Origin of the sequence: Gluconobacter sp. OJA, assembly GCF_039638325.1 — a bacterium.
GTDB classification, from domain to species: Bacteria; Pseudomonadota; Alphaproteobacteria; order Acetobacterales; family Acetobacteraceae; genus Gluconobacter; species Gluconobacter cerinus.
The window spans coordinates 1,832,650-1,858,383 of record NZ_JBDIWI010000001.1 but is presented as its reverse complement, the minus strand read 5'-3'; the positions used below and the strand labels follow the sequence as shown (position 1 = coordinate 1,858,383).

Genomic DNA, 25,734 nt, shown 5'->3' with positions numbered 1-25,734 from the left:
AATAATATTTCATATGCTCCGTTCCATACAGATTAGAAGACAAAAAGCGGGTTTTAAATGATCGATTACGGACATGAAGTGGCAGTCGTCGGGATTGGATGTCGCCTTCCTGGAGGAATAGAGACAACCGAGGCTCTCTGGCGCTTTCTGTGTGAACAAGGCGACGCCACATCCGATGTTCCGGCCGATCGGTGGGGTATCAAGCGTTTTTACGATCCTGAATACGAAACCCCCAACAAGACCTATATGCGACGTGGCTCATTCATTGATCAGAAGATCGATGAAATGGACCCGTTATTTTTCGGTATTTCGCCGCGTGAAGCCACCCTCATGGATCCTCAGCAGCGGCTTCTTTTGGAAGTCGTCTGGGAGGCGATGGAAAATGCCGGAATTCTTCCTGCCACCTTGGCAGGAACCCGCACCGGTGTCTTCATCGGAACGTTTTCTCTGGACTGGCTCGTTGCTTGCGGCTCTCCTCTTAACCGGCCCCTGATCACGGATCATTTTGCCGCAACCGCAGCATCAGCCACGATGCTCGCCGCGCGTATTTCGCATAATCTTGGTCTTCAGGGACCATGCATGTCTATCGATACAGCATGCTCATCATCCTTGGTGGCCATTCATCAGGCCCGTACCAGCCTGCTGAATGGGGAAAGTGATGTCGTCGTGGCGGGTGGCGTCAACATCATGGTTGCTCCACCTGCTTCCATCACCATGTCCAAAGGGCACTTTCTGGCGGCTGATGGGCGCTGCAAAAGCTTCTCTGCTGATGCGGATGGCTATGGCCGCGGGGAGGGTGCTGGCATCGTCCTGCTCAAGCGACTTGCGGATGCAAAGCGGGATGGAGACGTTATCCATGGTGTGATCGCGGGAACGGGCGTCAATCAGGACGGTCGTACCCTGTCATTAACGATGCCCAGTGAAGATGCTCAACGTGCGCTTATCGAAGAGGTAGCCCAAAAAGCGCACGTCGATCTCGCCGCGATTGGATATGTAGAAGCACATGGTACCGGCACACCGGTTGGCGACCCGATCGAAGCGCGTGCGTTGGGAACGGCGATCGGTCACAAACGTGCCTCAGACAGTCCCCTGATTGTCGGGTCCATCAAAGCCAATCTGGGACATCTGGAAGCCGCGGCCGGTGTTACCGGGCTTATCAAGGCGCTCCTCTGCCTGAAACATGGTGCTATCCCGCCGCAGGCGAACCTCACACAGGTTAATCCTGCAATCCCGTTCGCAGATCTTCATTTGAAGGTCGCTCAAGACACTCTCACCCCGCTGAAGGCTGAGGCCGGAACGGTCTATGCAGGCGTCAATTCGTTTGGGTATGGCGGAACAAACGCAGTTGCGCTTCTCAGGGCACCGACGGTAGCGGATCAGCCTCAGAAAAGGCTGGAAGAGATCGTCAGGATGCCATCTGGACGTTTCCTGCTGCCTGTGAATGCACTGGTAGACGCGTCTTTGAAAACACTTGCGCGCTCTTATGCCAGTCTTCTGGCATCTTCTGCCGCTCCGTCCGTAGCCAATGTCTGTTTTTCTGCAGCAACCTACCGGACGCGTCTGCCAATGCAGGCCGTCGTGTCCGGCCGGGATCGTGAAGAGCTGATTGCAGGCTTGAAAGCGCTCTCTGAAGGGCAATCTTCACCAGCGGTCACGGTGGGGCGGCGTCGCAATGGTAAGATGCAGCACCCTGTCTTTGTGTTTTCAGGAATGGGCTCCCAATGGAAGGGCATGGGGCAGCATATTCTCAGGCATGCCCCTGAACCTGTTTCCAGCGCTATTCAGCAGATCGATAACCTCTTTTCCACACTTGCAGGATGGTCCATTCTGGATGAAATCCTGAGGCCTGCGGAACATTCCCGCATTGATGAGACGGTTGTTGCCCAGCCGGCCATCTTTATGGTTCAGGTTGTTCTTGCCGAGCTCTTCCGTTTTCATGGCGTGGTACCCGCGGCGATCGTTGGCCATAGCGTGGGTGAGGTTGCCGCGAGTTACATCGCTGGCGCCCTGTCTCTTGAAGACGCTGTGACTGTTATCTTTCATCGGAGCCAACAACAGGCGCGTCTGGCTGGGCGTGGTGCGATGCTCGCGATTGGGATGTCTGGCAGACAGGCTGCCGACAAATTACTCCCAGGCTATGAAGACCGGGTGTCAGTCGCCGCTCTTAATAGCGCGAAGTCTGCGACGCTTGCGGGTGAAGAGGCCGCACTTAAAGAGCTTGCTGCGCGATGTGATCAGGATGGCACGTTCAATCGCCTTCTCAGAGTTGAAGTCCCCTATCACAGCATCCTGATGGAAGAAATCCGAGATGATCTTCTGAACCCGCTTGCCGCGCTCGCTCCGAAAAGTCCGAGCATTCCGCTCTATTCAACAGTAACAGGCACGCGCTGGGCTGACGATGCTCTTCATGATGCGGAATACTGGTACGGAAATGCACGGCAGCCCGTCCTGTTCCATGATGCTATTCAGAACTTAATGGGTGATGGGCACCGGGTTTTCCTTGAGATTGGTGCACACCCGGTGCTCGGTGGTTTGATAAGGGAAACAGCGCAGCAGATTGACGGGGACGTTGCCGTCATTGCCAGCCTGAGCCGCAAAGACGCGGAAGATACAGCCATAGCGCGCAGTATCGCCAAACTCTACATGGCCGCCGTGCCGTTGGACTGGTCTCTGCTGACGGGAGGGCATCGGACGGACCTTCCTCATTATGCCTGGTCTCGAAGCCGGTTCTGGTCTGAGACTGAGGTTTCGCGCAAGGATCGGCTGGACGGAACCGTTCATCCGGTTCTCGGTATTCCAGTCAGCGCATCCCGGCCGGGTTGGCTTGCGGACATTAATCGCAACTATATGCCGTGGTTGCCCGATCATAAAGTGGACGGGATTTGCCTGTTTCCTGCTGCGGGCTACATTGAAGGCGGTCTGGCTATACATCGTCAGATCGAACGCTCTGATGCCGCAATTCTGGAAGATCTGGAAATTGGTCAGGCTCTCCTTCTGGATAGCCTCACGCCACCTGTTGTCGAGTGGGCATTTGATGAAGAAACGCGCGTTCTGACGGTATCATCGTCTCATGGGGACGATGGTGAAGAAGAGTGGATTCAGCACGCTAAGCTCCGTGTTTTGGCGAGTGTGCCATGGGCAGCAGGTCCAGTGGCTCCTGAGAGCTTACAAGCCAATCTCAAACACGAAATTCTACCAGAAACGTTCTATGCCAGACTTGCAGAGCATGGCTTCTCGTACGGCCCGGCTTTTCAGACGATCAAAGAGCTGAAGGCCGGTGAAGGTATTGCCTTCGCGCGTCTGGAGTTGGCAGATGCTGAGAGCATCGCAGAGTATTTTCTTCATCCGGCACTGCTTGATGGTGCTTTCCAGGCATTGATCGGTGCCGGATACAGCGCTGCGGAAGAAAGAGTTTTTGTTCCGACAGGCGCGCGGCAGGTCGTCTATCGTGGAGGACGCCATAAAGTCCTTCTGACTCATGCCGCTCTAACACGTCGTTCCGAAACCGGCATTGAGGGCGATATCCGGCTCTTTACAGAAGCGGGTGAACCTGTTGCCGAAATCCTCGGCTTCAAGGCGCGGGCTATTCGAAAGCTGGTCGCTGCAGGTATGGGGGCGGAGAATGTCCGTCGTTTCTATCGCCCGGCGTGGGTTCAGACGGAGTTGCTTCCGCATTTTGCGGAGCCTCTAACAGCACTGGTTCTGGGGCGTGATGGACCTCTGCTGGAGCAGTTCAGTCAGGTTTCTGCTGGCCAGGGGATTATGGTTGATACCCTGAAGATCGATGATGTGGATCAGGCGGCCCTGGCAGAGGCGCTGGCTCAAACGAATGATGCAATCCTTTATCTGTGCTCACCTATCGAAGACGCAACCGGAAAACAGTGTATTGCAGAGATCTTACGTCTCGTCAGGGCAATCAAGGTTTCGGAAGACGGTGAAGTTGCGCCGAAATGCCTGATCGTCACGCGCGGGGCAGTTTCTGCGGAAGCGCTTCAAAGTGATGATCTGGATACAGGGCAGACCGCTATCCGGGGTTTTGCACGAGGGGTCGCATCAGAGCGACCGGATCTTGCGCTTCGCATCGTCGATATCGGTCGAATGGTTGACGAAGCCACGTTACAGCAGCTCTGTGCGGAAATTGTTCAGCAGGATGCGGAGGACGATATCGTTCTGCGCCCCGGCCTGCGGGCTGTAGGGCGACTGACCCCGTCGGAAACGAAGCCAGAACCTGTGCCGACGCTTTATCATCCCAACGAAACGGCGGATGGACGGCTTGTCGGGGTCCGTCTTGTGAGTGCGTCGAATGGTTCGCTGGATCGGCTGCATCATGAGCGGTTTGTCGCAGATCCTCTGCAACCAGGTCAGGTTCTGTTTCGAACGCTTGCCGCAGCACTGAACTTCAAGGATATCCTGAAAGCGACCGGCCTTATTCCGCAAAGTGTTGTGGATGATACGTTCCATGGTGAAAGCCTTGGCATGGAAGCTTCTGCTGAAGTGATTGCTGTCGGCGAGGGTGTAACGGATTTTGCGCCGGGCGAACGATATCTCGTCTCCTGGCCGGGGTGTTTTGCGTCTCATTTCACTGCTGACGCAGAAAGCATTTTTGCGCTTCCCACTGAAGGGCTTGGGTCGCCACTTGAGGCCGCCACGCTGCCTGTGGCGTTCATTACGGCGTATTATGGTCTGTGCCGTCTCGCGCATCTTGAAAAGGGTGAAACAGTCCTGATCCATTCCGGGACTGGTGGCGTTGGTCTGGCGGCAATCCAGTTGGCGAAACGGGTGGGAGCCCGGATTTTTGCAACTGCGGGAAGCCCTGAGAAACGGCAGTATCTTAGAGAACTCGGATGTGAGGGAGTTTGGGATTCCCGTTCGCTGGAATTTGCAGAAGGGATCCGAGACGTCACGCAGGGGTGCGGTGTTGATGTCGTTCTGAACTCCTTGCCCGGAGAGGGGCAGACGCACAGCTTGTCGATCGTGGCTCCCTATGGCCGATTTGTCGAAATCGGGAAAAAGGACATCATTGAAAAACGCGGATTGCCCCTCGCTCCGTTCAATGAAAACCTGTCTTTCTTCTCACTCGACCTTGATCGGATGATGCTGGAGCGGCCTGCACTGATGCGGTCCCTCCTGTCAGATGTGGCTGCGCTATCCAAAAGCGGAGACGTGCAGCCCTTGCCGTTGGAAAGCTTTCCTGCGCGCGATGCCGCCGGAGCGTTCCGCCTGCTGGCGTCTGCCAAGCACATGGGCAAGGTTGTTATTGATTACTCTGATCTGGACGACCTCAAAGCCTCGCCCTTGCCGAGGCCGCAGCCGCAGGTGTCGGATGGAAAAACATATCTTATTACAGGCGGCCTGAGTGGCTTTGGCTGGGCAACCGCTGAATGGTTGATTGAACAGGGCGCTCGTAACCTGGTTCTGCTGGGTCGCAGAACACCGGAGGAAACCGGGGTGAGCGAGCAATTGGCAATCCAGCGTGCCGCAGGCGTGCACATTCATACCATCCAGGTCGATGTTTCGCACGAAGAGGCTATGCAGGATGTCTTCGAGGAAATTGCCTTTACGAGCAATCTCCCACCAATTCGTGGCATTTTTCATTGTGCTGGAATTTTGGACGACGCGCTTGTCCAAAATCTGGACGAAGCGCGGATTGGCCGGGTTCTTGAGGCAAAAGCCCAGGGCGCAATCATCCTTGACCGTTTGGTTCAAGGCATGGACCTGGATTATTTCGTGCTGTTTTCGTCTGTCACTACGTTACTGGGGAACGTCGGCCAGAGTGCTTATATCGCTGCCAATGCCGTTCTGGGTGCGGTAGCGGCCAACCGCTGGAAGGATGGAGAGGCAGCTCTCGCGGTTGATTGGGGAGCGATTGCAGATGTGGGCATGCTAAGCCGCAACGAGACTGCGGCTCGGGCTTTAGAAGCCGCCGGTCTTAAGGGAATGACAGCTCATGATGCGTTGGACCACTTACCGGAAATGCTTGCGCTAGAGTTGCCCGAAGTTTCCTGTGTTGAGATTGACTGGAAGAAATGGGCGCAGATTGTTCCCGGGGCAAACGCGCTGGCCCGCTTTTCACTTGTTCGCCTGGCGGATGCCAGTAATGGAGCGACCAGTGAGCGGCTCGCCACGCTCTCGGCATTGCCGGAAGATGAGCGTCTTCCTTATGTTGTAGAGCAGGTGAAGGTTCTGATTGCCCAGACATTGCATCTGGAGCCCACGAGCATTGATGACCGTGCACGCTTGTCCGAACTTGGGATCGACTCTTTGGCCGGCGTTGAACTTCAAACGGCTCTGCGGGTAGAGTTTGGTGTCGAAGTCTCCATCCTTGTTCTCGCACGTGATGAAAGTATCCGGAAAATGTCCCAGTTTCTTTTGAACAGGGTCAAGATCGGCCAGACGGCGCAACTCCCATGACACAGTCCTTTGCCACGGTTCTTGCCGCTGATGGACAGGAAATACTGGATTGGCAGCGGAGCACGATCGTTGATGCGTTGTTTTTTCATGCCGCCAGAACGCCGGACCTCAAAGTCTATACTTTGCTCGGAGACGGCGAAAATGAAACGGATACTGTAACGGCGTCTGAGCTTGCTGCGCAGGCTACGGCGTTGGCTGTATGGCTGAAGCGAATGCTTGAGCCCGGTGCTCGGGTGCTTTTGCTGTATGAAAGCAGCCTTGATTATATTCGGGGGCTTCTCGGGTGTCTGTGCGCGGGGCTGGTACCGGTTTCAGGCGTGTATCCCAAAGCATTTGGGGCACGGGACCGGTTTGTCGCGCTGAGAGATGATGTTGAGGCTGCGGCTGTCATCGGCAATCGCAGCATTCTCACCGAGTTTCAGAAAGTTTGCCCCGACAAGGTCGATAGTGCGCGGTTTCTATGGATCCCGACGGACAAGATCCGCTCGTCTGCAAAGCACGAGAGTGTGGCACATCCTTTGCCAACGGATGTTGCGCTTATTCAGTACACGTCGGGCTCTACACGGACACCACGGGGTGTTCTGCTCACGCATCGCAATATCGCGCATAATCTGTTCCGTCAGGCGGAGGCTTTTGGGTATCGGCAGGGCGATTGCGGCGTTAACTGGCTTCCTCTCTCTCATGACATGGGATTGATTGGGGGCGCCCTCATGACACTGGCAACTGGAGGGCGTTGTATTCTGTTGCCGCCAGAAGTTGTCGCTGAAAAACCGATACGGTGGTTGCGGGCTATTAGTCGTTACAGGGCGACGCTCTCCGGCGGCCCGAATTTCGCATATGGAATGTGCGTGCGGTCTATCGCCCCTGAAGACGTTGCATCGCTGGATCTGTCTTGCTGGGAAGTGGCGTTTAACGGGGCAGAATATATCCGCGCAGAGACGATGCAGTCGTTCACAGAACGTTTTGCGTCATCCGGGTTTGATGAACGTGCGTTTTTTGCATGTTATGGCCTTGCAGAAGCAACCTTGCTGGTCACGGCCAGTGAGCGTGGGCAAGGCGTGTCGTTTCGGGAGTTTTCCCGTGACGGTCTTGCGCATGGTCATGCACTCCCGCCGCGCGATATCCTCGACAGGCGCCTTTTAGCAGGCTGCGGCAGGCCACCATCTGACATTATCGTACGAATTGCCGATGGGGACACTGAAACAGCGCTTCCAGATGGAGACGTCGGAGAAATTCGTATTCATAGTCCCGGCGTCGCAACCGGGTACGTGAACCGCCCTGTAGAAAACAGTCGGGTTTTCGAAGGGCATGTTGGGGGCGAAGAAGGGACTTTTCTAAGGACAGGGGACCGTGGTTTTCTGCTGGATGGAACGCTGTATGTCATTGGCCGTCAGGATAATCGGATCAAACTAGGCGACAGTGTTCTTGATCCTGAAGATATTATCGCTTGTCTGGGAGCGTTCGAGGCCGATATTCGACTATTCTCAACGGCAGTCTTTGATGAGACCATTGAAGACAAAACGTCGCTTGTTCTTGTGACTGAACTCCCATCGGGATTGGATGGTGATCTGACGCAACTGGGTAAAGCTATCGGCGAGACGATCTGCACACATTTTCCGACGCGGCGTTGCCGTGTCGTTTTCCTGCGCGCCAGTGCGATCCTGAAAACGCCAAGCGGAAAAATCAGAGTTGCGGAAACCAAGAAGGAGCTTCTTCAGGGCAATATTCCGATCCTTGGCGAATATACTCATAGTTCAGCCGGGTCTGGCCAAGTGCGTATTCTGAAAATTGCAGAGGGGAAAATGTGAACATGAGCAGCCCCTCAATGCCTCCAGTTCAACCCGCTTCCATTGTGCCGACGCAGGACGGGCCGGGAGGTATTCGCTTCGATTTTAACGATGGATGCCGCGTTCTTCTGCCTGCTGGCAATTGGCATGTTGTCCTGAAAGATCTGGATACGCACACGGTTTTATTTTCTGAGGACGTGTCTCAGGGGATCGTACAGAGCATAAAAAGATATTACCTGCGCTATCAGATCGAGATTACAAAAGACGGCGCCCCCTTCTTTACGTATGAAATGGACCTGAAGGATCAACCCGTTCTCGTCCGAATGCGGGAAGGCGGCATCGGTGATCATCTGGCTTGGTTCGGGCAAGTGGCAGAGTTTGCCCGCAAACACGAATGTCGCCTGACATGTATGGTGCGCCCGGACATCGCCAGTCTGCTCATTCCGGTGTACCCTTATATTCGGCTTGTTTCGACTGAAGAAGAGGCAGGAAAAGACTATTATGCCTCTTATAAAGTTCTGATTTTTTACAATGACGTTGCCCGCAACCATAGCCCGGTGGATTATCGCGAAGCAGGCCTGGAAAATAATGCGGCTCTTATTCTGGGCCTTTCGAGGACATCACGTCCACCCGATGTTGACGTCATGGAGGGAGGGAGGCCTCTTGCGGAACGATATGTCTGCATTGCGACCCAGGCGACATCCCAGAACAAATACTGGAACAATCCGTTCGGTTGGGTGGAGACGATCCGCTTCCTAAAAAATCATGGCTATAGAGTCATCTGTATCGACAGGAGCCGGGTCAACGGCGTCGGAACCATCTGGAATAATATCCCGTATGGGGCGGAAGATTTCACAGGCGCGCTGCCTCTTGCTGAACGTGCGAGATGGTTGCGGCATGCAGAGTTTTTTATTGGGCTTTCCAGCGGTCTAAGCTGGCTTGCTTGGGCAGTCGGTACGCCTATTGTACTGATCAGCGGCTTCACGCGGCCTGACAATGAGTTTGAAACACCCTACCGCGTGATTAACTGGAATGCCTGCAATGGGTGTTCCAATGATATCCGCTGTCAGCTTGATCCAGCCGATTATCTTTGGTGTCCACGGCAGAGTGGCACTGACAAACAGTTCGAATGTACCCGACTGATTTCTTCGCAGCAGGTAATCGACACAATCAGGAAAATTCCCGATTTTGAGGGAGTGTCAGAATGACGACTGCAAAAGCGAATGACATCTTCCAGTCAATTATTCTTGCTGGACATTCCAGTAAGCCTGTTGCGACGTCGCCTGTCGTAGATCCGTCTAATGAGACTGACAGTGTCTCAGAATTAGATGCGGCTGCCGTTTCTGCGTCATCAACCGAGACCGCGACATTTCCGAGCCCTTCAAACGTAGCAACGCAGGAAGGGCCTGCGGGTATTCGTTATGATTTTAACGAAGGGGTCCGTGTCACGGTTCCCAAAGGGATATGGCGCGTTCGGCTTACTGATCTTGATACGGATGCGGTTATTTTTGATGGTGAGGGGAGTGATGCGACCTTTCAAAGCCGAAAAAAGCATTATTTAAACGCAAGGATCGAAGTCTTTCAGGCTGGCCTGCTCGTTTTCTCTCACGACTATGACGCTCAGGGTAAAAAGATAGCCATTCTTATGGCTGGCAATACGATCGGCGATACGGCTGGTTGGGTGCCATATGCTGTGCGTTTTGCACGAGACCATGCATGCGAACTCACAGTGATGGTATCGGCGCAGATGAAAGAACTGCTTTCCGCGTCATGCCCAAATATCAGATTTGTTGAAAAGCATGAGTTCAGCGCGTTAAAAGACGAGTTTTACGCCACATATTACATCGGTTTGTTCTTCGGGGATGAAGATAACACCTGGCAACCTGCTGACTTCCGGATTGTTGGATTGCACAGAACAGCAGGCTATATTCTCGGGGTTTCCCCCGAGGAAGAGCCTCTGCATCTGGATATTCCTGACGAAAGACCGATTGAAGAACCTTACGTTGTCATCGCCAGTCAGGCCAGTGCCCAGTGCAAATACTGGAATAACCCGACGGGTTGGTATGACGTCGTGGAGTTTCTCAAACGGTCAGGGTACCGCGTTATTTGCATCGACCGAGAAATAAAGTATGGGCAGGGCCTTCATTGGAACCAGATCCCGCATAACGCGGAAGATGAGACTGGCGCCCGGCCCCTCCGCGAACGTCTTCAGTGGCTGAAGCACGCAGAGTTTTTTGTGGGCCTGTCGAGCGGTCTCTCCTGGCTCGCTTGGGCGGCTGACACACCCGTTGTCATGATTTCCGGATTTACACATCCGATAAACGAATTTCAGACACCGTATCGGGTTTTTAATACCAACGCCTGCAACAGTTGCTGGCACGATATTCGGCATCCCTTCATGCATAATGACTTTCTTTTCTGCCCCCGTCATGCGGGCACCAGTCGTCAGTTTGAATGTACGCGGAATATCACATCTGGTCAGGTCATCCGGACTATCAAAGCAGTGATGCATGAACACCCGCGAGAGAGTGCGCATCGTCCTTAGAATGAATTATAAAATGCTCCCTCTGAGTAAGGGGCAAGCTCGGGTAGCCATTTTTTTAACGTGCCCCCTGAAGCTGTCCCGCTTGCGCTCTCCCTGAACCGCGTTACTGTTCCGGTTCTTACGTATCCGGAAGAACCGGGAAGCAGGAGGCCAGATTGCTTTATTCATTGACCAAAGAGCGCAGCAGTCGGCGTCAGTTTCTGATCGGCGGTGCGGCGCTATCCTGTAGCGCTCTGGTGGGATGTGCCTCTTCCAGTGAGGGAAGGTTTTCCAAAGTTGACGCCTTGGCGCGACAGGCCGTGAAAGACAAAGAGACTCCTGGCGTTGTTCTTGCTGTTGGTCATAATGGCGAGATCGCACATCGCTATGTGTATGGAAGCCGGGCTCTGGTGCCTACTCGTGAGCCCATGACTTGGGACACGCGGTTCGATATGGCGTCTCTGACCAAGCCAACAATGACGGCTCTGGCTGTCATGCAGTTGGTGGAACACGGAAAAATCAATATTGACGATCCGGTCGTGCGTTATCTTCCAGAGTTCGCAGCCAAAAAAAAATCGGCTGTCACCCTGCGGCTTCTGCTGACCCATTATTCGGGTCTCCCCCCGGATGTGCCGCTTGATAGCCCATGGAGTGGAAAAGCAGAGGCCGTCCGGCTTGCCATGACATCGCCGCTTGCCAATCCGCCGGGGGCAAAGTTTGTCTATAGCGATATCAATTACATTACGCTGGGTCTGATCGTGGAAAAGGTTACAGGTCAGCCCCTGAACCAGTATGTCGCTGACAATATTCTAACGCCTTTGAGAATGTCGCACTCCGGTTACCTGCCGGACGCTGCCTTACAGCCTGATATTGCGCCTACGCAGTATGATGACCAACATCACATGTTGCGTGGTGTCGTGCATGATCCGACTGCCCGCCGCATGGGGGGCGTTGCAGGGCATGCGGGGCTTTTCTCCGATGCACAGGACATGTGCTTGTATGCACAGGCGTTACTGGATCGTCTCGCTGGTCGTCCCAGCACGTTTCCGCTTCAAAGAAGTACATTGGAGTTGATGACAACCCCACAACAGCCCGCTGGGAAAACTGACCTGCGAGGACTGGGATGGGATATCGCCACGCACTACTCCTCCCCACGAGGAGATCTGTTTTCGGTGAGATCATTCGGCCATACCGGCTTTACCGGGACGTCACTCTGGATTGACCCTGAGAATGACAGTTATGTGCTCATTCTGACCAATCGGGTTCATCCGTCCGGGGGGCACAGTGTCGTGAAACTCCGGCATGATATTGCCACGGACGCAGCTCGTGCGCTGGGCGTAGCAGTACACGCCTGATCATGTTCTGAATGGCGGACCTGTCAAAACTCAAAAGTTGACAGGTCCGCCATTCAGTATGGGTTAATCGTCAAGACGTATGGTGTTAGCCATGCGTCTTGTTGATGAAGTTGACAACATTATCATGAAGCTCGGTGAGGGCTGGTGCATGGGCATAGACCATGTGACCGGATTCATACTGATGAATTTCGATATTTGAGGCCAGCTTGTGAGGGATCGGGAGATGCTGCATCTCATAGATCCCTTCGAAGAAGGGCGTCCCCAGATCGTAGTATCCCTGATTGAGCATAATCTTCAGGCTCGGGTTCTGCTTCATGGCGCTTGCAAGGTCCGGCAGGACATTTGGCGCGCCCTTGGCTGGCCGACCGGCGCCTGGCTGCTTATGCACAAAGGCCCATTTGCCGATTGAATGGGCGCTGACCTTGTATTCTTCGTAGCCGTCATTGAAAGCCGGGTTTGTGCCGTAATGCAGTGTATTGCGTGCATAATCGTTGAAGGCGGACACATAGGCTGACTGCATCGCGGCAAACTGGGGGTCATAGTCAGGGGTCTGCGCCAGTGGATCAATGGCTGGCCCGGAGAAGCGACTGTCCAGACGGCCTGTGTCCATTCCGTCATCGCCGAGCAGGGTTTTGGCAAATTCACCACCACTGACGCGGAGGTCAGCTTTCTTCAGGTATTCAACGGGAAGGCCCGTATATTGGTGCAGCTTCTGAGCTGTTTGTTCCAGCTTTTCGTCTGAGATGGCGGTGCCGTCCTGGAGGGCGCTGGTATAGTCCGTTAGAGCAAAATGTTCGACTTCGCTCAGGAACGTTTTCAGGTCTTTGGGTTGTGCTGGCAACTTGTGATGATACCAGGCCGTGGCAGCGAAGCTAGGCAGCGCAAGGACATAAGGCTGATCAACACTGGGGTTTGATTTCACGTTGTCGATCGAATTGTCGTAATCCAGAATCTGCGACAACAGCATAACGCCATTCAGATCGATGCCTTTTTCAGAGGCTAACTGGTTGGCGACGATTGCTGAGCGCGTCGTGCCGTAGCTTTCTCCGAACAGGTATTTGGGAGAGTTATACCGTCCGAAACGGGTCAGAAACTGAGCAATGAAGTCCGTGAATGCTGCGGCGTCCGGATCTGTACCGTAGAAGGCTTTTTCCTTGTCTTTGCCGACAAGGCGCCCGAAGCCAGTGCCTGGCGCATCAATAAAGACAAGATCCGTGGCATCCAGCGGACTGTCATTGTTATCAATCAGTTTGTACGGGGCAGCTGCGGTGTGGCTGTCATCCGCGGTGACGATACGATGTGGGCCAAAAGCACCCATATGCATCCAGACACTCGAAGAACCGGGACCACCATTATAAACAAACGTAATCGGGCGGTTCTCTGGATGCGCGCCCTTCTTGAAATAGGCTACATAGAAAATGGAAGCGACGGCGTCCGGGTTTTTCTTTTCAGCTTTTGGATCGCTGGGGCCGGTATCGGAATCATCCCATCCTTGGGCATGGACAATCAGCGTGCCGGTGACGGCCTGATAAGGAATGTGCTGACCACGAATGGTTACAGCCCCGTCTGATACAACCTTCTGGGGTGTTGTCAGAAACTGCGATGCCGTTTCAGCCTGTTTGACGTTGTCAGAGACCGGGGCCTCCGCGTGAGCTGTGAGACAGGTGGCTGCCAGCAGGCTGACAGCAAGAAAAGAACGGGTCAGGATGCCTGAACGCATGGGTAACTCCTTACAGATTAAAATGATTTTGTAAGGAATACGGAACCGTTACAAGTTCAGGATCTGGTGAGGGAAATGTGGCACCTCTGAACTCTCACGTTCTGTCTGACGAAACAGGGGCATACCGCACTCTTTTCGTTGAAAATAATATTTTCGCAATCTTCAGAACGATCGTTTTCCGGTAGCTGAATGATGATCCAGACGGATGTCCAGATCATCGTTCAGCTCTGTTTCAGGCCGCGGGCGTCAAACGCTGGATGCGCATGGCCTCCTTGCGATGAGCCCCAAGGATATCCCCCAGGTTTTTCAGCACAGGCTGCCCGTTCTCAACCAGAATTTTGCCGTTGACGATCGTGGTTCCGGCAGTCGCCGGGGCGCAGCGAAGCCACGCCTCCACGGGGTCCGTCAAAGCCCCGGCAAGGGAAATGTCCGACATCTGCCAGATAACCAGATCCGCACATGCCCCGGGACGTAGATGCCCGATCTCATCATCCCAGCCTAGGCAGGCCGCTCCACCGCGTGTGGCCATATCCAAAGCGTCTCGGGCCGTCATGGAATGTGGCCCATTGCGGAAACGACCCAGAAGCAGCGCCATGCGGGTCTCCAGCCAGAGCGATGCATGGTCTGTCGAAGCTGAACCATCACAACCAAGCCCCACACGCATCCCACGACGGCGCATATCCATGGCATCCGCAGAGCCACCTCCAATCATCATGTTGGAGCAGGGACACTGCGCCGTGCAGACGCCAGCATGCGCCAGACGGTCGATTTCGTCAGAGGAAGGGTAAATGTAGTGTGCCACCCAGGAGCGCGGGCTGGCCCAACCTACACGTTCGAAATATTCTGTCGGTGTGCAGCCATAGACCTCCGCACAATAGCGGTCTTCATCGTGATCTTCTGCCAGATGGGTGTGTAACCTGAGGTCATATCTGTCTGCCATGGCGGCAGATTCTGTCATGATCCGTTCGGAGACGCTGAACAGAGAACAGGGCGCCAGAGCCACCCGACCCATCGCGCCTGGAGAGGCATCATGATAGGTTTTTACCAGCCTTTCGCTGTCTGCCAGAATGGTCTCTTCGTCCTGCACGACAGATGCGGGGGGAAGTCCTCCATCCTCTACGGATCGCGTCATGGAGCCGCGAGTGGCGTGGAAACGAAAGCCTATATCTTTGGCCGCACGAAACTGGGCGTCGATCAGAAAGGGCTTGGGATGGACATACATGTGATCCATGGATGTCGTGCAGCCCCCCATAAGCAGTTCAATCATTGCAACAGCTGTTGAGAGGTAAACAGACTCTTCGTCCAGTCCGGCCCAGAGCGGATACAATCCCTGAAGCCACTCGAACAACGTCCCATTGGTTACGGGGGCATAGGAGCGTGTGAGATTTTGATACATGTGATGGTGGGCATTGATCAGGCCCGGAGTTACCAGCTTTCCATTAGCCGATATGATTTTTTCTGCTTGTGGAGCAGCTTCTCCGGAGTGACCTGTGGAATGAACGCGCCCGTCTTTAATGGCGATCCATCCATTTGGGATTTCCCAATTCCGATCAATGTACAGAGAAGCATTTGTGATGAGGAGGTTGACCGTCATTGCGGCATCCTTTCCCAATAACCATCAGCAAGCCATGATCACTCATGGCTTTCGCAGAAGGCCCTGTTCCGGAGATGCGAAGTCCGGATCGTCATCAAACTTGCTTTGAGCGGGCGAGGAAGGCTTATCGTAGCATCAGGTTCGTTCTGCTGTCACGAGCCATGTGTCGCCCAGAATTCTGCCTGCAATGTGGCTGCTTCCTGTTCCAGCAGAGGGCCTACGACGTCCACTGACTGTTGGCCAGCAGCAAAGACGGTCCTGCAAGGGAGATCCAGCGTAGGATTTTCCGCGTGATTGCCGGTCATGTCTTTCAGGTCCTTTTCGGACTGGCCGTAAACCACGCGTCCGATCCCGGACCAGTAGATGGCACCTGAACACATCGCGCAGGGTTCTGCAGAGCTGTAGAGCGTGCACTGGCGCAGGCGTTCTGCCCCATAAGCTTTGCTGGCCCGGCTGGCGAGGAGACGCTCGGCATGGGCTGTCATGTCGCATCCTTCTGCGCTGTAGCCATTACCCTGCTCCATCAAAACAGTGCCTGTCTCGTCCACGAGAATAGACCCGAACGGATGATCCCCGCCGTCACGTGCTTTTCTGGCAACATCGAACGCTATACGGAGAAAACGCAGGTCGTCTGTTTCTGTAATCATGCAATCAGTTCCTTATTCCTTGACCAGACGGCCATTGATCCAGACACGATCAATCGTCTCAGGCGAAGCATGACAGACAATTTTCTGGGCACAGCTGGCCGCACTGTCTTGCGACGATAATCGCAGACTGCCTGACGTGCAGCGAAGCTCCAGCGCATCGAACGCCTGTCCGGGCAGGAGTTGTCCACTTGGCACCCCGAGAGCCTCCGCGCCGCCTCGTGTTGCAAGCCAGAACGCTTCCTGAAAATCTATCCTGTGGTTAGGGAGGCCACGTTCTGCCGGAGGAATTTCGGGGTTTGTCCCGCTTTCCAGCATCCGGGACGCCAAAACGGCCTGCCGTGCATTTTCAAAGATGGACGGAGAATAACCGCCGGAAAGGTCTGTTCCCAGCCCACAGTGAACGTGCTCATCGAGAACGTCGCGAACGGGCAGGGCTGCTCCTGCAAAAAAGGCATTCGAAATGGGGCAGTGCGCAAGTCCGGCGTTGCGCTCTTTGACCAGGGTTCGGTCATTCTGGTTCAGGAACCCTGCGTGCGCCAGGATGGTATGGTCTCGCAGGAGACCAAAAGTATTCAGTGCAGACGTGTCTGTCTTGCCTGTTCTCTCCAGAACATGATGATGCTCCCAGTCACTTTCTGACGCATGGGTCTGCACTTTGACATTCATTTCTGCGGCAAGTGCGCCAAGACCATTTAACAGTGCGTCGGAGCAGGCAGGAATGAAGCGAGGCGTAATAACGGGCTGGACCAGACCGGCCTCGTTGCCTGGCAAGGCTCGAACGGCATGAATGAAGCGTCGGGTTGCATCGAGAGCATCCTGAGCGCTGGCCTGACGATAGTCTGGCGGACACAGGTCCGGATGATCCATTGCCACCAGTCCAACGAACCCGCGTTGCCCGTATTTGAGGCAGGTGCGGGCAAGAACAAGACTGGCTTCTTCGTGGATCGTGGCAAAATAGAGCGCGGTGGTTGTGCCATTTCGCAGAAGGGTTTGAACCAGGTCCTCATAAACCGTGGCTGCGAAGGCTGCGTCCGAATAGCGGGCCTCTAGAGGGAAGGTGTATGTGCCAAGCCACTCTTCCAGCGGACGATCCAGAGCCGTGCCAGCTTGAGGCCATTGAGGCGCATGAATGTGTAGATCTGCCAGGCCGGGAACTAGGAGAGTGTCGTCTGGCAGGTGAACAAGCGTTTCACTGCTTTGCAGGTCTTGATAGGCCTGTGTGCCGCAGATTGCGCGACGCTGAATGATCCCGTCGTCGGCAACCAGCAGAGCCACATTTTCCAGAACGGTTTCCTTCGGCGTTCGGGATGCCAGCGTCCGGCCGGTGACGACAAATGCACTCACGACAGCGCACCATACGTCACGCCTTTTCCTTTAAGCCAGCGCCGGTAAGCCACGGACGAACGATCTGCCATGGTCGGAATTTCATATTTTCCGTCCAATGGCATCAGGCGAGGGCGCTGGTTTTCAAGAATGATCCTGTCCTGAAGAAAAATGAATTGCTGGAATTCAACCAGTCCGCCCAGTGAGGAACTGTCGTCGATCAGGAACATCACTGGGTGCGCCCGGGAACGGGTTGCGGTCATCGGTTGGACGAACAGAGCGATGACGTCCTGTCTTTCGGGAGAGGCCGGGCAGGTTTTATAAAGAAGCGTCGAAAACGGGGCCGCAACTCGATAGGTATAGTCTGTTAAAATCCCGCCGGACGCAGAGAGTGCCGCCTGAGGCTGGAAGAATGTACAGTCGGTTGCCCAGATTTCCGCACCGTCTTCTCGTGTTTCGATCTGATATCGCCGCACCTCGGTTTCAGGCTCTGCCCCGAGGATATTGGTATGAACAAAGGGGAAGTGGGCCATATCGAGGAAGTTTTCGACGACCCTCAAGCCTGACGAATGTACTGCGATGGACCCGCAACATACCAGTCGGCGGTCTGCCTCAGCAGCTTCGGGAATGGCGGGAATGTCCCGCACTGGCTCTCCAAGAGACGTCCAGAGATAACCGTAGCGTTCCTGCACGGGGAGGGGGCGATTGCGGCAGAGCGACTGAAACGCATTGTTTTCGTCGCGGGAGATCTCAATCAGCCGGTCGAGCAGCATGGTCTGGAAAGTCGCATGTGTCAGATCCCCGACCATAGCCACAGGATACCAGTGTGATAACGTCTCTGGATCGGGGCTGGTCATGGCACGGGCAACCTGCTGCTGGTGACGGATGGGAAGAGTTAATCATGCTCCCCGGCATTGATGGAATACAGAATATTGATAAACCGGAAAATTCTTATTGTGAAATGAGATAAGAAAGGCATGATCCAGTGGTGCGGGAGATTCGTTTCGAAGGGCGCTTTGATCCCGAGCTGTTCCGGGATTTTGCTGTTGCCCGGGCGCGCCTACTGGCCGTGGAGATTACAGACATGTCTGTTTCAGATCATTGTTTTTCAGTTCGGCTGGTGGGTGAAGAAGCACTTCTCGGAATGTTCGAGATGGCATGTCTTCTCGGGCCAACAGGCTGTATCGTGACAGGCACGGAGAGCCTCGGATGACAGGGTGGTTTCCAGTCGCTCTCAGCATGGATGTACCCGCTGGAACAGCCGCTCCGGTACGCTTGTCTTGCAAAGAAATTGCTCTTTGGCGTGGCACAGATGGTGAGATCCATGCCTGGGAAGATCGTTGCCCACATCGAGGAATGCGGCTGAGTTTCGGTTTCGTGAGGAACGGAAATCTGGCTTGTCTCTACCACGGCTGGCAGTTTGGAGCAGATTCGACGTGTCGCCACATTCCAGCTCATCCTGAACTCCGTGTGCCGGGCACCATTCACGCGACAGCTTATCAGGTGCAGGAGCGATGCGGAGTGATTTGGGTGAGCCTTGATGAGACGCCATCACTTTCGCCCCTGCCGGAAGGCGAGGCGTCAGGCGTTCGGAGCTTGCTGGTTCAGGTGCCTTTGCAAACTGCGCGGACGTCTCTCAATATGGAGGCTTCGAACTGGAAGCAGCAGGATAACTGTCTTTTTGCTGTGCATGAACCAGTAGTTGGCCTGACCATGTTGCATGTTGCGTCATGGACTGTCGCCGGGCAGCGGGAGGCTGCGCGACAAGCTATGCAGTTACGGGACCGTCTGGAAGCCATCAAGGAGACCGTTTCAGCATGAAGTTACGAGACTGGGCACTTGATGACAGATGCTATGCCGTTCGGCTGGGAGCGTCCCTGATGGGAGTGAAGCTGCCTACGGTCACGGATGATAGCGCCTTGGAAAGTGGCCCGGCCCTTGAACTCGTTGACGATGTTCTTCATGGGCCGTTAGAGATCCTGAAACGGCTCGTAACGCTTCCAGACGTCCAGCAGGAATGGAATTCCGGAACGGACGAAATGACATGGGCAGCGAACGCCTTGGACAGCTTTTCCATCATGCGTAGGACGGTCATGCTGGCATCTCTCCCTGTTGAAAATCCCGCCCAGCTCGCGATGCCATTGATGGGCGAGATTGAAGATCGGCTTGCAGAGAACCGCTTGGACGGTCGATGCTGGGTGTCAGGGGATCATCCAGGAGTTGCCGACATCATGCTGTTTCCAGTCGTTGCCTTAAGCCAGGATCTTGAAGTTCCTTTGGATCTTTATCCGGCAGCTCGGAACTTCATGAGGCACTTCAAGGCGCTGCCTGGGTTCATAACGATGCCAGGAGTTCCGGAATGTCACTGAAAAATCCTCTGATGCTCCCGCGGCGTTCCGTACTGGCTGCTCTGGGCAGCTCGCTTGTGATGCCGTCGGCTCTGAAGGCGGCGTCACGTCGTTTTGCGCCCATTCGGGAAGAGGATCTTCTGATTGGCTTTGGGCACACCAGCCCCATCACCGATGGCGGATGGAGCCACGCTCACGATCTGGCGGTTCAAGCCGTCAAACGTGCCTATCCAGCCGTCAAAACCCTCTTTGTCGAGAGCGTGCCTTACTCCGCAGATGCAACCCGTATCTTCCGCCAGTTCGTGGCGGAAGGAGCGCAGATGGTAATTTCCACGTCCAATTATGGAGACTTCATTCGTGATGTTGCGGATCGTGCTCCGGACGTTGCGTTCATGGAGTGTGATGGCCATGCTGTCAGCAATAATCTTGGCTGGTATTATATTACGCACTGGTACGCCAGTTATGTCATTGGTATCGCCGCAGCCCGTCTGAGCAAAACTGGTAAGCTGGGCTATGTGGCCTCGTTCCCGGTTCCCTCCGTCTATGCCAGCGCGAATGCCGTGCTTTTGGGCGCGCGCTCGGTTAATCCGCAGGCGACGATGCGTGTTATCTCCATCAATTCGTGGTTTGACCCGCAGGCTGCAACGGAAGCGGGGGCTGCTCTGGTAGACAGTGGCTGTGACTTCCTGTGCGGGATTATGGACGATCCGGGCTATCTGCGTGTCGCGGAGAAACGCGGCGTCTGGGCAGCGATGTGGAACACCGACATGCGTGAGTTCGGGCCCAATGCATATGTCAGCTCTGTCGTGCTGGATTTTGCTGACTATTATATCCAGCAGGTTGGTGCCCGGATCCGGGGGGAGTGGGCGCCGGAGGGACGTTTTCTCACATTGGCCAAAGGCGTCGATCGGGATCGCTGGGGGCAGAACGTTCCTGAGGCTGTACAGAAAGAAGCCGACGCTGCGCGGGACCGGATGCTGGCTGGATGGTCGCCTTTTCAGGGGCCGATCTATGACTCTGAGGGAACGCTGCGGGTTCCAGCAGGCCATGTCATGACTGACATGGAGATGTATAACTGGTCGTGGCAGGTTCAGGGAGTGTCTGGTCTTGGCTGATGTCACGCATGCGTCCAACGCGCCTCCCGCTCATCTTGCAGCAGGAACACCGCCCATTCTGGAGCTGGTGAATATTGCGAAGTACTTTCCAGGCGTGATAGCGAACGAAAATGTTTCCCTGAATGTGTTCCCCGGCGAAATTCACGCCCTGTTAGGGGAAAATGGTGCAGGGAAGTCCACATTGATGAACGTGGTGACGGGCCTATACCAGCCCGATGCCGGGGAAATCATCATTGATGGATATGGGACCACGTTTCCGGCCCCTGACGCAGCCATCGCTGCCGGGATTGGCATGGTTCACCAGCATTTTCGTCTGGTTCCCCGTTTTACCGTCGCTGAAAACCTCCATCTGGGTTGGTCGGAAACACCCCGCCGCCTTGCGGGAAAAGACATTGAAGAGCGTGCCTCCGCACTTTCCAAGAAGTTTGGCCTCCCGATTACGCCCTCGGCCGTTGTGTCTTCTTTGTCTGCGGGCGAGCAGCAGCGCGTTGAAATCCTTCGTGTCCTGTCTCGGGGCGCGCGACTTCTTATCCTTGATGAGCCAACGGCTGTTCTCAGCCCCGTTGAAGTAGGCGAACTGTTTTCCGCCCTTCGTCGGTTTCGCTCCGAGGGAGGGGCGGTCGTTATCATCAGCCACAAGCTTGATGAGATCATGGCGCTTGCGGACCGGGTTTCCGTTCTGCGGCAGGGGCGATTAGTGGGCACGCATCAGACGTCCGATGTGACGCCTGACAGTCTTGTAACGGAGATGATCGGACGCCCTGTTACGCTTGCAACCTCTTATCCACGGCAGTCTCCTGCTCCGGCAGGCGGTGGGTCTGAACCTCTGTCTCTGAAACAGGTGACAGTGCGGGATGCCGCAGGCGTGGTCCGTCTGGATGATGTCAGTCTTTCGCTTCGTCCGGGAGAAGTCCTGGGGATTGCAGGGGTGACGGGGAATGGCCAGCCCGAACTGGCAGAAGTCCTGACCGGATTGAAGGCGGCTGAGAGCGGAACGGTCTATTTGAATGGCAAGGCTGCCAATCGTGCAGACCCGGCGATGTTTGCGCATGCGGGCGTGGGTCACGTACCGGAAGACCGGCTGAAACGTGCCCTGATGCCGGGGCTGAGCGTTGCGGAAAACATGGCACTTCGGGAGTATGACCGTCCGCCGATTGGTGGCCGGTTCAGCTTCTCCATGGCGCAGGCGCGCAAGTTTGCCCAGATGCTTGCAGACAGGGCAGGGGTGAAGCTTCCGGGCACACAGGTGCAAATTCGCGGGTTATCCGGCGGCAATCAGCAGAGGCTGGTTCTGGAACGTGAGATCAGGATTGCCAGTCATGTTCTGGTGGCCAGTTATCCCAGCCGTGGTCTGGACATCGGGGCTATCTCAGCCATGAGGGATATGCTCGCCCGTGCGCGTGACGCAGGTGTTGCCGTGGTTCTGATGTCAGAAGATCTGGATGAAATCTTTGCCCTGAGTGATCGTATTGCTGTTCTGTATGCAGGGCGCCTCATGGGAGTCATGGATCGTGCAGACGCAGATCGGGAAAGCATAGGCGCGCTCATGAGTGGCCGTAATCTGTCGGAGGCCGCATGAGCGCCGTATCCCCTCGCACGCGTCTTACGGTTGTTCCGTCTCATCGTATTGCCGTTGGGCGCGGGCTCTCCATCCTTGCTGCTCTGGGCATTGTAGCAATTACGCTCGCCGCGATGGGACGATCTCCGATCGAACTCGCCGGGCTCGTCGTTCGATCGACCGTCGGGTCCCGCTTTGGCATTGAGGACCTTGCACTCTTCATGACACCTCTGATGCTCACAGGGGCGGCAGTTTGGGTCGGGATCCGTGTCAATCTCTGGAATATCGGGGCGGAAGGGCAGCTTTATGCAGGTGCGACGGCAGCGACGGCTGTTGGTCTGTTCACGCATTGGCCCGCGATTGTCGCATTTCCGGCGATGGTTGTAGCTGGCGCTCTGGCGGGAGCGGCATGGATTTTTATTCCCGCTGCGGCCCGGGCTTGGCTTGGCGTCAGTGAGATTGTTACCTCTCTTCTTCTGAACTTCGTGGCCTCGCTGCTTGTCTATTATCTGGCAACCGGACCGTGGGCTGATCGCGTGACTGGTGCTCTGGCCTCAACTGAACGCCTGCATGTGGCACTTCCGGAGCTCTGGGGGGCGGTTCATCTGGGGTTCTTGCTCGCATTGGGTATTGTTGTTGGTTTGGGAGTAGGCCTCGCGAAAAGCCGGTTTGGTTATGAAACGGCTGTGTGCGGCTCCAATCCGCAGGCTGCGCATTATGCTGGGATTAAGGTCGCTCCCCGTATTCTGGCTGTGCTGTTGTTGTCAGGCGCTTTGGCCGGGTTGGCTGGCGTGTTTGAAGTCGCGGGAACCGTTCACCGTCTTCAGGGTGGCCTTGCCAATAATTATGGATACTTGGGCATTGTCGTGGCGCTTCTGGCTCGTGGGTCGTGCTTTGCCCTTATTCCAGCAGCGCTTCTGATGGCACTGATTCTGGATACGGGGATTGTTCTCCAGACAACCCAGATCAGTTCTTCCGCCGTTCTTGCCATTACCGGTCTGCTGGTTCTTGCCATTGCGGCCGGGGACGAGATGGCAGCCTATGTCCGTGTGAACAGGAACTGATCATGGCACTTCTCAGCGACCTTCTCGGTCATGCCGTTCTGTCAGGCGGGGTTCTGGCGCTTGGTGCCCTCGGTGAAGTGATTGCCGAACGTGCAGGTGTTCTGAATCTCGGGGTAGAGGGCCTGATGTCCCTCGGGGCCGTCGTTGCTGTCATGACTGTGAACGCGACGCCTCATCCATGGCTGGGTCTGCTGGCAGCAGGACTGGTGGGTGGGCTGGGAGCAAGTGTGCTTGCGCTCTCCAGCGTTGTACTTCGTGCCAATCAGGTTCTGTGTGGCGTGGCGATCACCTTTCTGGGGCTGGGTCTTAGTTCTGTAATCGGGCGGTCCGTTGCCGGTGTTCCGGTCTCTGCTGTGTTCGAACCAGTCTCCATCCCGGTTCTGTCTGCCATTCCTGTTATCGGACCTGCCTTCTTTAGCCAGAATATTCTCGTTTACCTGATCTATCTCGTCTTTCCCGTAATGGCGCATTTCTGGCTATTTCGGACGCGTTCGGGCCTGGATCTGAGGGCCGTGGGCGAAAATCCGGCAGCGGCAGATGCGGTTGGGGTGCCCGTCATGAAGTACAGAGCTCTTGCCGTGATTGTTGGGGGCGTTCTGGCTGGTGTGGCTGGAGCTGATCTGACGCTCGCCGTCGTGCCTGTCTGGTCAGACGGGATGATCGCCGGGCGGGGTTGGATTGCAGTGGCGCTGGTGATTTTTGCGGGATATCGCCCAATTGTTGCCGTCTTGTCCGGCCTACTGTTCGGGCTTGTAACGGCAGTAGGGTTCATGGGGCAGGCCAGAGGCTGGCCAGTTGCACCCGCAATCCTGAATACGCTGCCATATCTTGGGACAGTTGCCTGCATTATTGTGCCGATGCTGGCGTTCGCAAAACTGCGCTCTGCAATGGCCGCTCCCGCGGCGCTCGGGACGCCCTATTATCGAAGTGGAAGATAAGCGAACCGGGTGTGGAGTGGGGCGCCAGCAAGCGTCCCAAACACTTTGGTTTGCACCTTTTCCCCATAATCGCGTACTCTGTCTCTTCATTTAGGCATAGAGGGGAGGCTGATGACAAACATTACGGCACTTATTGCAGACGCCGCAGTTTTTGTTTTTCTTCCATGGGTTGTGTGGAGGATACTGAAGAAAACAATACCGATTGTGGTTCTGCCAATACTTGTCGGTATATTGATTTCTGTCTGGCATATTCCTGTAAAATCACTTGGTATTCCATCGGTTTATGGAAGCGATATTGGATGGGTTGCCGTTCTGGTTCTGGCGTTTACTGCCGGTCTTGAAATGTGGCAGTCCCCGGGAAGCGTGGCGGACGATCATGCCCTGCCAGCGCCGACATTGGGGCGTCTGCTAACGGGGGCGGCCGTTGCGCTGGGTGGTCCGCTTTTGGTGGGGTCCATACTCGCTTACGAATTTTTTCTGCCACTTCCCGGATGGCATCCGCCACATGCACAGCCTTGGGTCGCCGCAGCGTCTATTGGCCTGTGCATTGCCGTCAGTGCTTTGCCGGTTCTGATTGGCGTGGTGCGTGAGCTTAATCCGTCTCAACGTCCGTTGGGTCAGCTGGCGCTTAAGCTGGCCGTTGTCGACGATGCTGCTCTCTGGATTGGTCTGGCAATGCTTCAGGTTGCCGAGCGTGGGACGGCTGCCCTCCATGGATGGACGGGCCTCGAAGTCCTTGCGATTGCGCTGCTAGTGGGGCTGGCAGTTGCCGGAAACTGGGCTTCCCGTCATTTCAGGAACCCGCCTTCCGCTGTTATCTGGATTGCGGTGCCGATTTATCTTGCTGCCGGTTCGTGGGCCAGCATGCAACTCGGTCTGCACGAACTGATTGGCGCTTACTTTGCTGGCGCGATCATGCCGCCGTCGTGGGTTCGGCGGTTGCCCGTTGAGAAGGTGGGAACGTTCTCACTCATCTGGCTCGCCCCGATGTTCTTTGGTCATAGTGGCCTGAATATCGATGGTGATGCTCTGACATGGCCCTCCGTGATCGCGTCTCTGTCACTGGTTGCAATCTCGATCGTGACGAAGATTTTGGCGGTCTATATTTACCCGCCTGCATCCGGCCTGAGCAGGCGTCAGGCGTTGAGCGTCGGTGTTCTGTTGCAGTGCAAGGGGCTCATGGAAATTGTTGCTGCAACGATTTTCCACGCCCAGGGCATGATTTCAGAGTTTGCTTTCGCATCTCTGATGGTTCTTGCTGTCATTTCCACGGTCCTGACAGGGCCCATGTTCAAGCTCGTCGCGCCCCGATCTTCTGCGGTGCCTTAAGGGCTTGAAGAGGAGAGGGGA

The 25,734-nt window shown here is 55.4% G+C and carries 18 protein-coding genes; 13 read left to right on the top strand and 5 right to left on the bottom strand.

Translation table 11 applies throughout. The features are described 5' to 3' along the window. The first annotated feature begins 57 nt into the window (after positions 1-57). The 5 genes from ABDK75_RS08480 to ABDK75_RS08460 all read left to right on the top strand — a co-directional run bounded on the left by ABDK75_RS08480 (position 58) and on the right by ABDK75_RS08460 (position 12,077). Positions 58-6,411, top strand: a complete 6,354-nt coding sequence (locus tag ABDK75_RS08480) for a type I polyketide synthase (RefSeq protein ID WP_346005553.1) — start codon at positions 58-60, stop codon at positions 6,409-6,411. Further along, complete coding sequence (locus tag ABDK75_RS08475; RefSeq protein ID WP_346005552.1) at positions 6,408-8,219, top strand: fatty acyl-AMP ligase; 1,812 nt, start codon at positions 6,408-6,410, stop codon at positions 8,217-8,219. The genes ABDK75_RS08480 and ABDK75_RS08475 overlap by 4 nt, the downstream gene beginning before the upstream one ends. Positions 8,220-8,221: 2 nt before the next feature. Continuing rightward, positions 8,222-9,406, top strand: a complete 1,185-nt coding sequence (locus ABDK75_RS08470) for an autotransporter strand-loop-strand O-heptosyltransferase (RefSeq protein WP_339407933.1) — start codon at positions 8,222-8,224, stop codon at positions 9,404-9,406. After that, positions 9,403-10,743 (top strand): autotransporter strand-loop-strand O-heptosyltransferase, encoded by a 1,341-nt coding sequence (locus ABDK75_RS08465; RefSeq protein ID WP_346005551.1) that lies wholly within the window; start codon positions 9,403-9,405, stop codon positions 10,741-10,743. Before ABDK75_RS08470 ends, ABDK75_RS08465 begins: the two co-directional genes overlap by 4 nt. A gap of 155 nt (positions 10,744-10,898) precedes the next feature. Next, on the top strand, positions 10,899-12,077 hold the full coding sequence (locus ABDK75_RS08460) for a serine hydrolase domain-containing protein (protein WP_346005550.1): 1,179 nt from the start codon (positions 10,899-10,901) through the stop codon (positions 12,075-12,077). Between the two features lie 85 nt (positions 12,078-12,162). On the opposite strand, the gene ABDK75_RS08455 is transcribed toward ABDK75_RS08460, so the two are convergent. The 5 genes from ABDK75_RS08455 to ABDK75_RS08435 all read right to left on the bottom strand — a co-directional run bounded on the left by ABDK75_RS08455 (position 12,163) and on the right by ABDK75_RS08435 (position 18,218). Next, positions 12,163-13,797 (bottom strand): S10 family serine carboxypeptidase-like protein, encoded by a 1,635-nt coding sequence (locus ABDK75_RS08455; protein ID WP_346005549.1) that lies wholly within the window; start codon positions 13,795-13,797, stop codon positions 12,163-12,165. Between the two features lie 232 nt (positions 13,798-14,029). Then, positions 14,030-15,391, bottom strand: a complete 1,362-nt coding sequence (locus ABDK75_RS08450; protein WP_346005548.1) for an 8-oxoguanine deaminase — start codon at positions 15,389-15,391, stop codon at positions 14,030-14,032. Between the two features lie 152 nt (positions 15,392-15,543). Further along, the gene (locus ABDK75_RS08445; protein WP_346005547.1) at positions 15,544-16,038 is read right to left on the bottom strand and encodes a nucleoside deaminase; all 495 of its coding nucleotides are present in this window, start codon (positions 16,036-16,038) and stop codon (positions 15,544-15,546) included. Between the two features lie 12 nt (positions 16,039-16,050). Beyond that, on the bottom strand, positions 16,051-17,382 hold the full coding sequence (locus ABDK75_RS08440; protein WP_346005546.1) for an amidohydrolase family protein: 1,332 nt from the start codon (positions 17,380-17,382) through the stop codon (positions 16,051-16,053). Further along, positions 17,379-18,218 (bottom strand): aromatic ring-hydroxylating dioxygenase subunit alpha, encoded by an 840-nt coding sequence (locus ABDK75_RS08435; protein ID WP_346005545.1) that lies wholly within the window; start codon positions 18,216-18,218, stop codon positions 17,379-17,381. Before ABDK75_RS08435 ends, ABDK75_RS08440 begins: the two co-directional genes overlap by 4 nt. A gap of 128 nt (positions 18,219-18,346) precedes the next feature. On the opposite strand from ABDK75_RS08435, the gene ABDK75_RS08430 reads away from it, so the two are divergent. The 8 genes from ABDK75_RS08430 to ABDK75_RS08395 all read left to right on the top strand — a co-directional run bounded on the left by ABDK75_RS08430 (position 18,347) and on the right by ABDK75_RS08395 (position 25,713). Beyond that, complete coding sequence (locus ABDK75_RS08430) at positions 18,347-18,574, top strand: hypothetical protein (RefSeq protein WP_211496182.1); 228 nt, start codon at positions 18,347-18,349, stop codon at positions 18,572-18,574. Beyond that, positions 18,571-19,182: a Rieske (2Fe-2S) protein gene (locus tag ABDK75_RS08425; protein WP_346005544.1), complete on the top strand. Its 612-nt coding sequence runs from the start codon at positions 18,571-18,573 to the stop codon at positions 19,180-19,182. Before ABDK75_RS08430 ends, ABDK75_RS08425 begins: the two co-directional genes overlap by 4 nt. Beyond that, entirely contained in the window at positions 19,179-19,730 is a 552-nt protein-coding gene (locus ABDK75_RS08420) for a glutathione S-transferase (RefSeq protein WP_346005543.1), read from the top strand. The genes ABDK75_RS08425 and ABDK75_RS08420 overlap by 4 nt, the downstream gene beginning before the upstream one ends. After that, entirely contained in the window at positions 19,721-20,824 is a 1,104-nt protein-coding gene (locus ABDK75_RS08415) for a BMP family ABC transporter substrate-binding protein (RefSeq protein ID WP_086634647.1), read from the top strand. The genes ABDK75_RS08420 and ABDK75_RS08415 overlap by 10 nt, the downstream gene beginning before the upstream one ends. Continuing rightward, a complete protein-coding gene (locus ABDK75_RS08410) occupies positions 20,817-22,403 on the top strand; it encodes an ABC transporter ATP-binding protein (protein ID WP_211499178.1) in 1,587 nt (528 codons plus the stop codon). Before ABDK75_RS08415 ends, ABDK75_RS08410 begins: the two co-directional genes overlap by 8 nt. After that, the gene (locus ABDK75_RS08405) at positions 22,400-23,446 is read left to right on the top strand and encodes an ABC transporter permease (RefSeq protein WP_215766293.1); all 1,047 of its coding nucleotides are present in this window, start codon (positions 22,400-22,402) and stop codon (positions 23,444-23,446) included. Before ABDK75_RS08410 ends, ABDK75_RS08405 begins: the two co-directional genes overlap by 4 nt. A gap of 2 nt (positions 23,447-23,448) precedes the next feature. Continuing rightward, positions 23,449-24,384, top strand: a complete 936-nt coding sequence (locus ABDK75_RS08400) for an ABC transporter permease (RefSeq protein WP_064274479.1) — start codon at positions 23,449-23,451, stop codon at positions 24,382-24,384. Positions 24,385-24,495: 111 nt separating this feature from the next. Further along, on the top strand, positions 24,496-25,713 hold the full coding sequence (locus ABDK75_RS08395; RefSeq protein ID WP_211507746.1) for a cation:proton antiporter: 1,218 nt from the start codon (positions 24,496-24,498) through the stop codon (positions 25,711-25,713). The last annotated feature ends 21 nt before the right edge of the window (positions 25,714-25,734 follow it).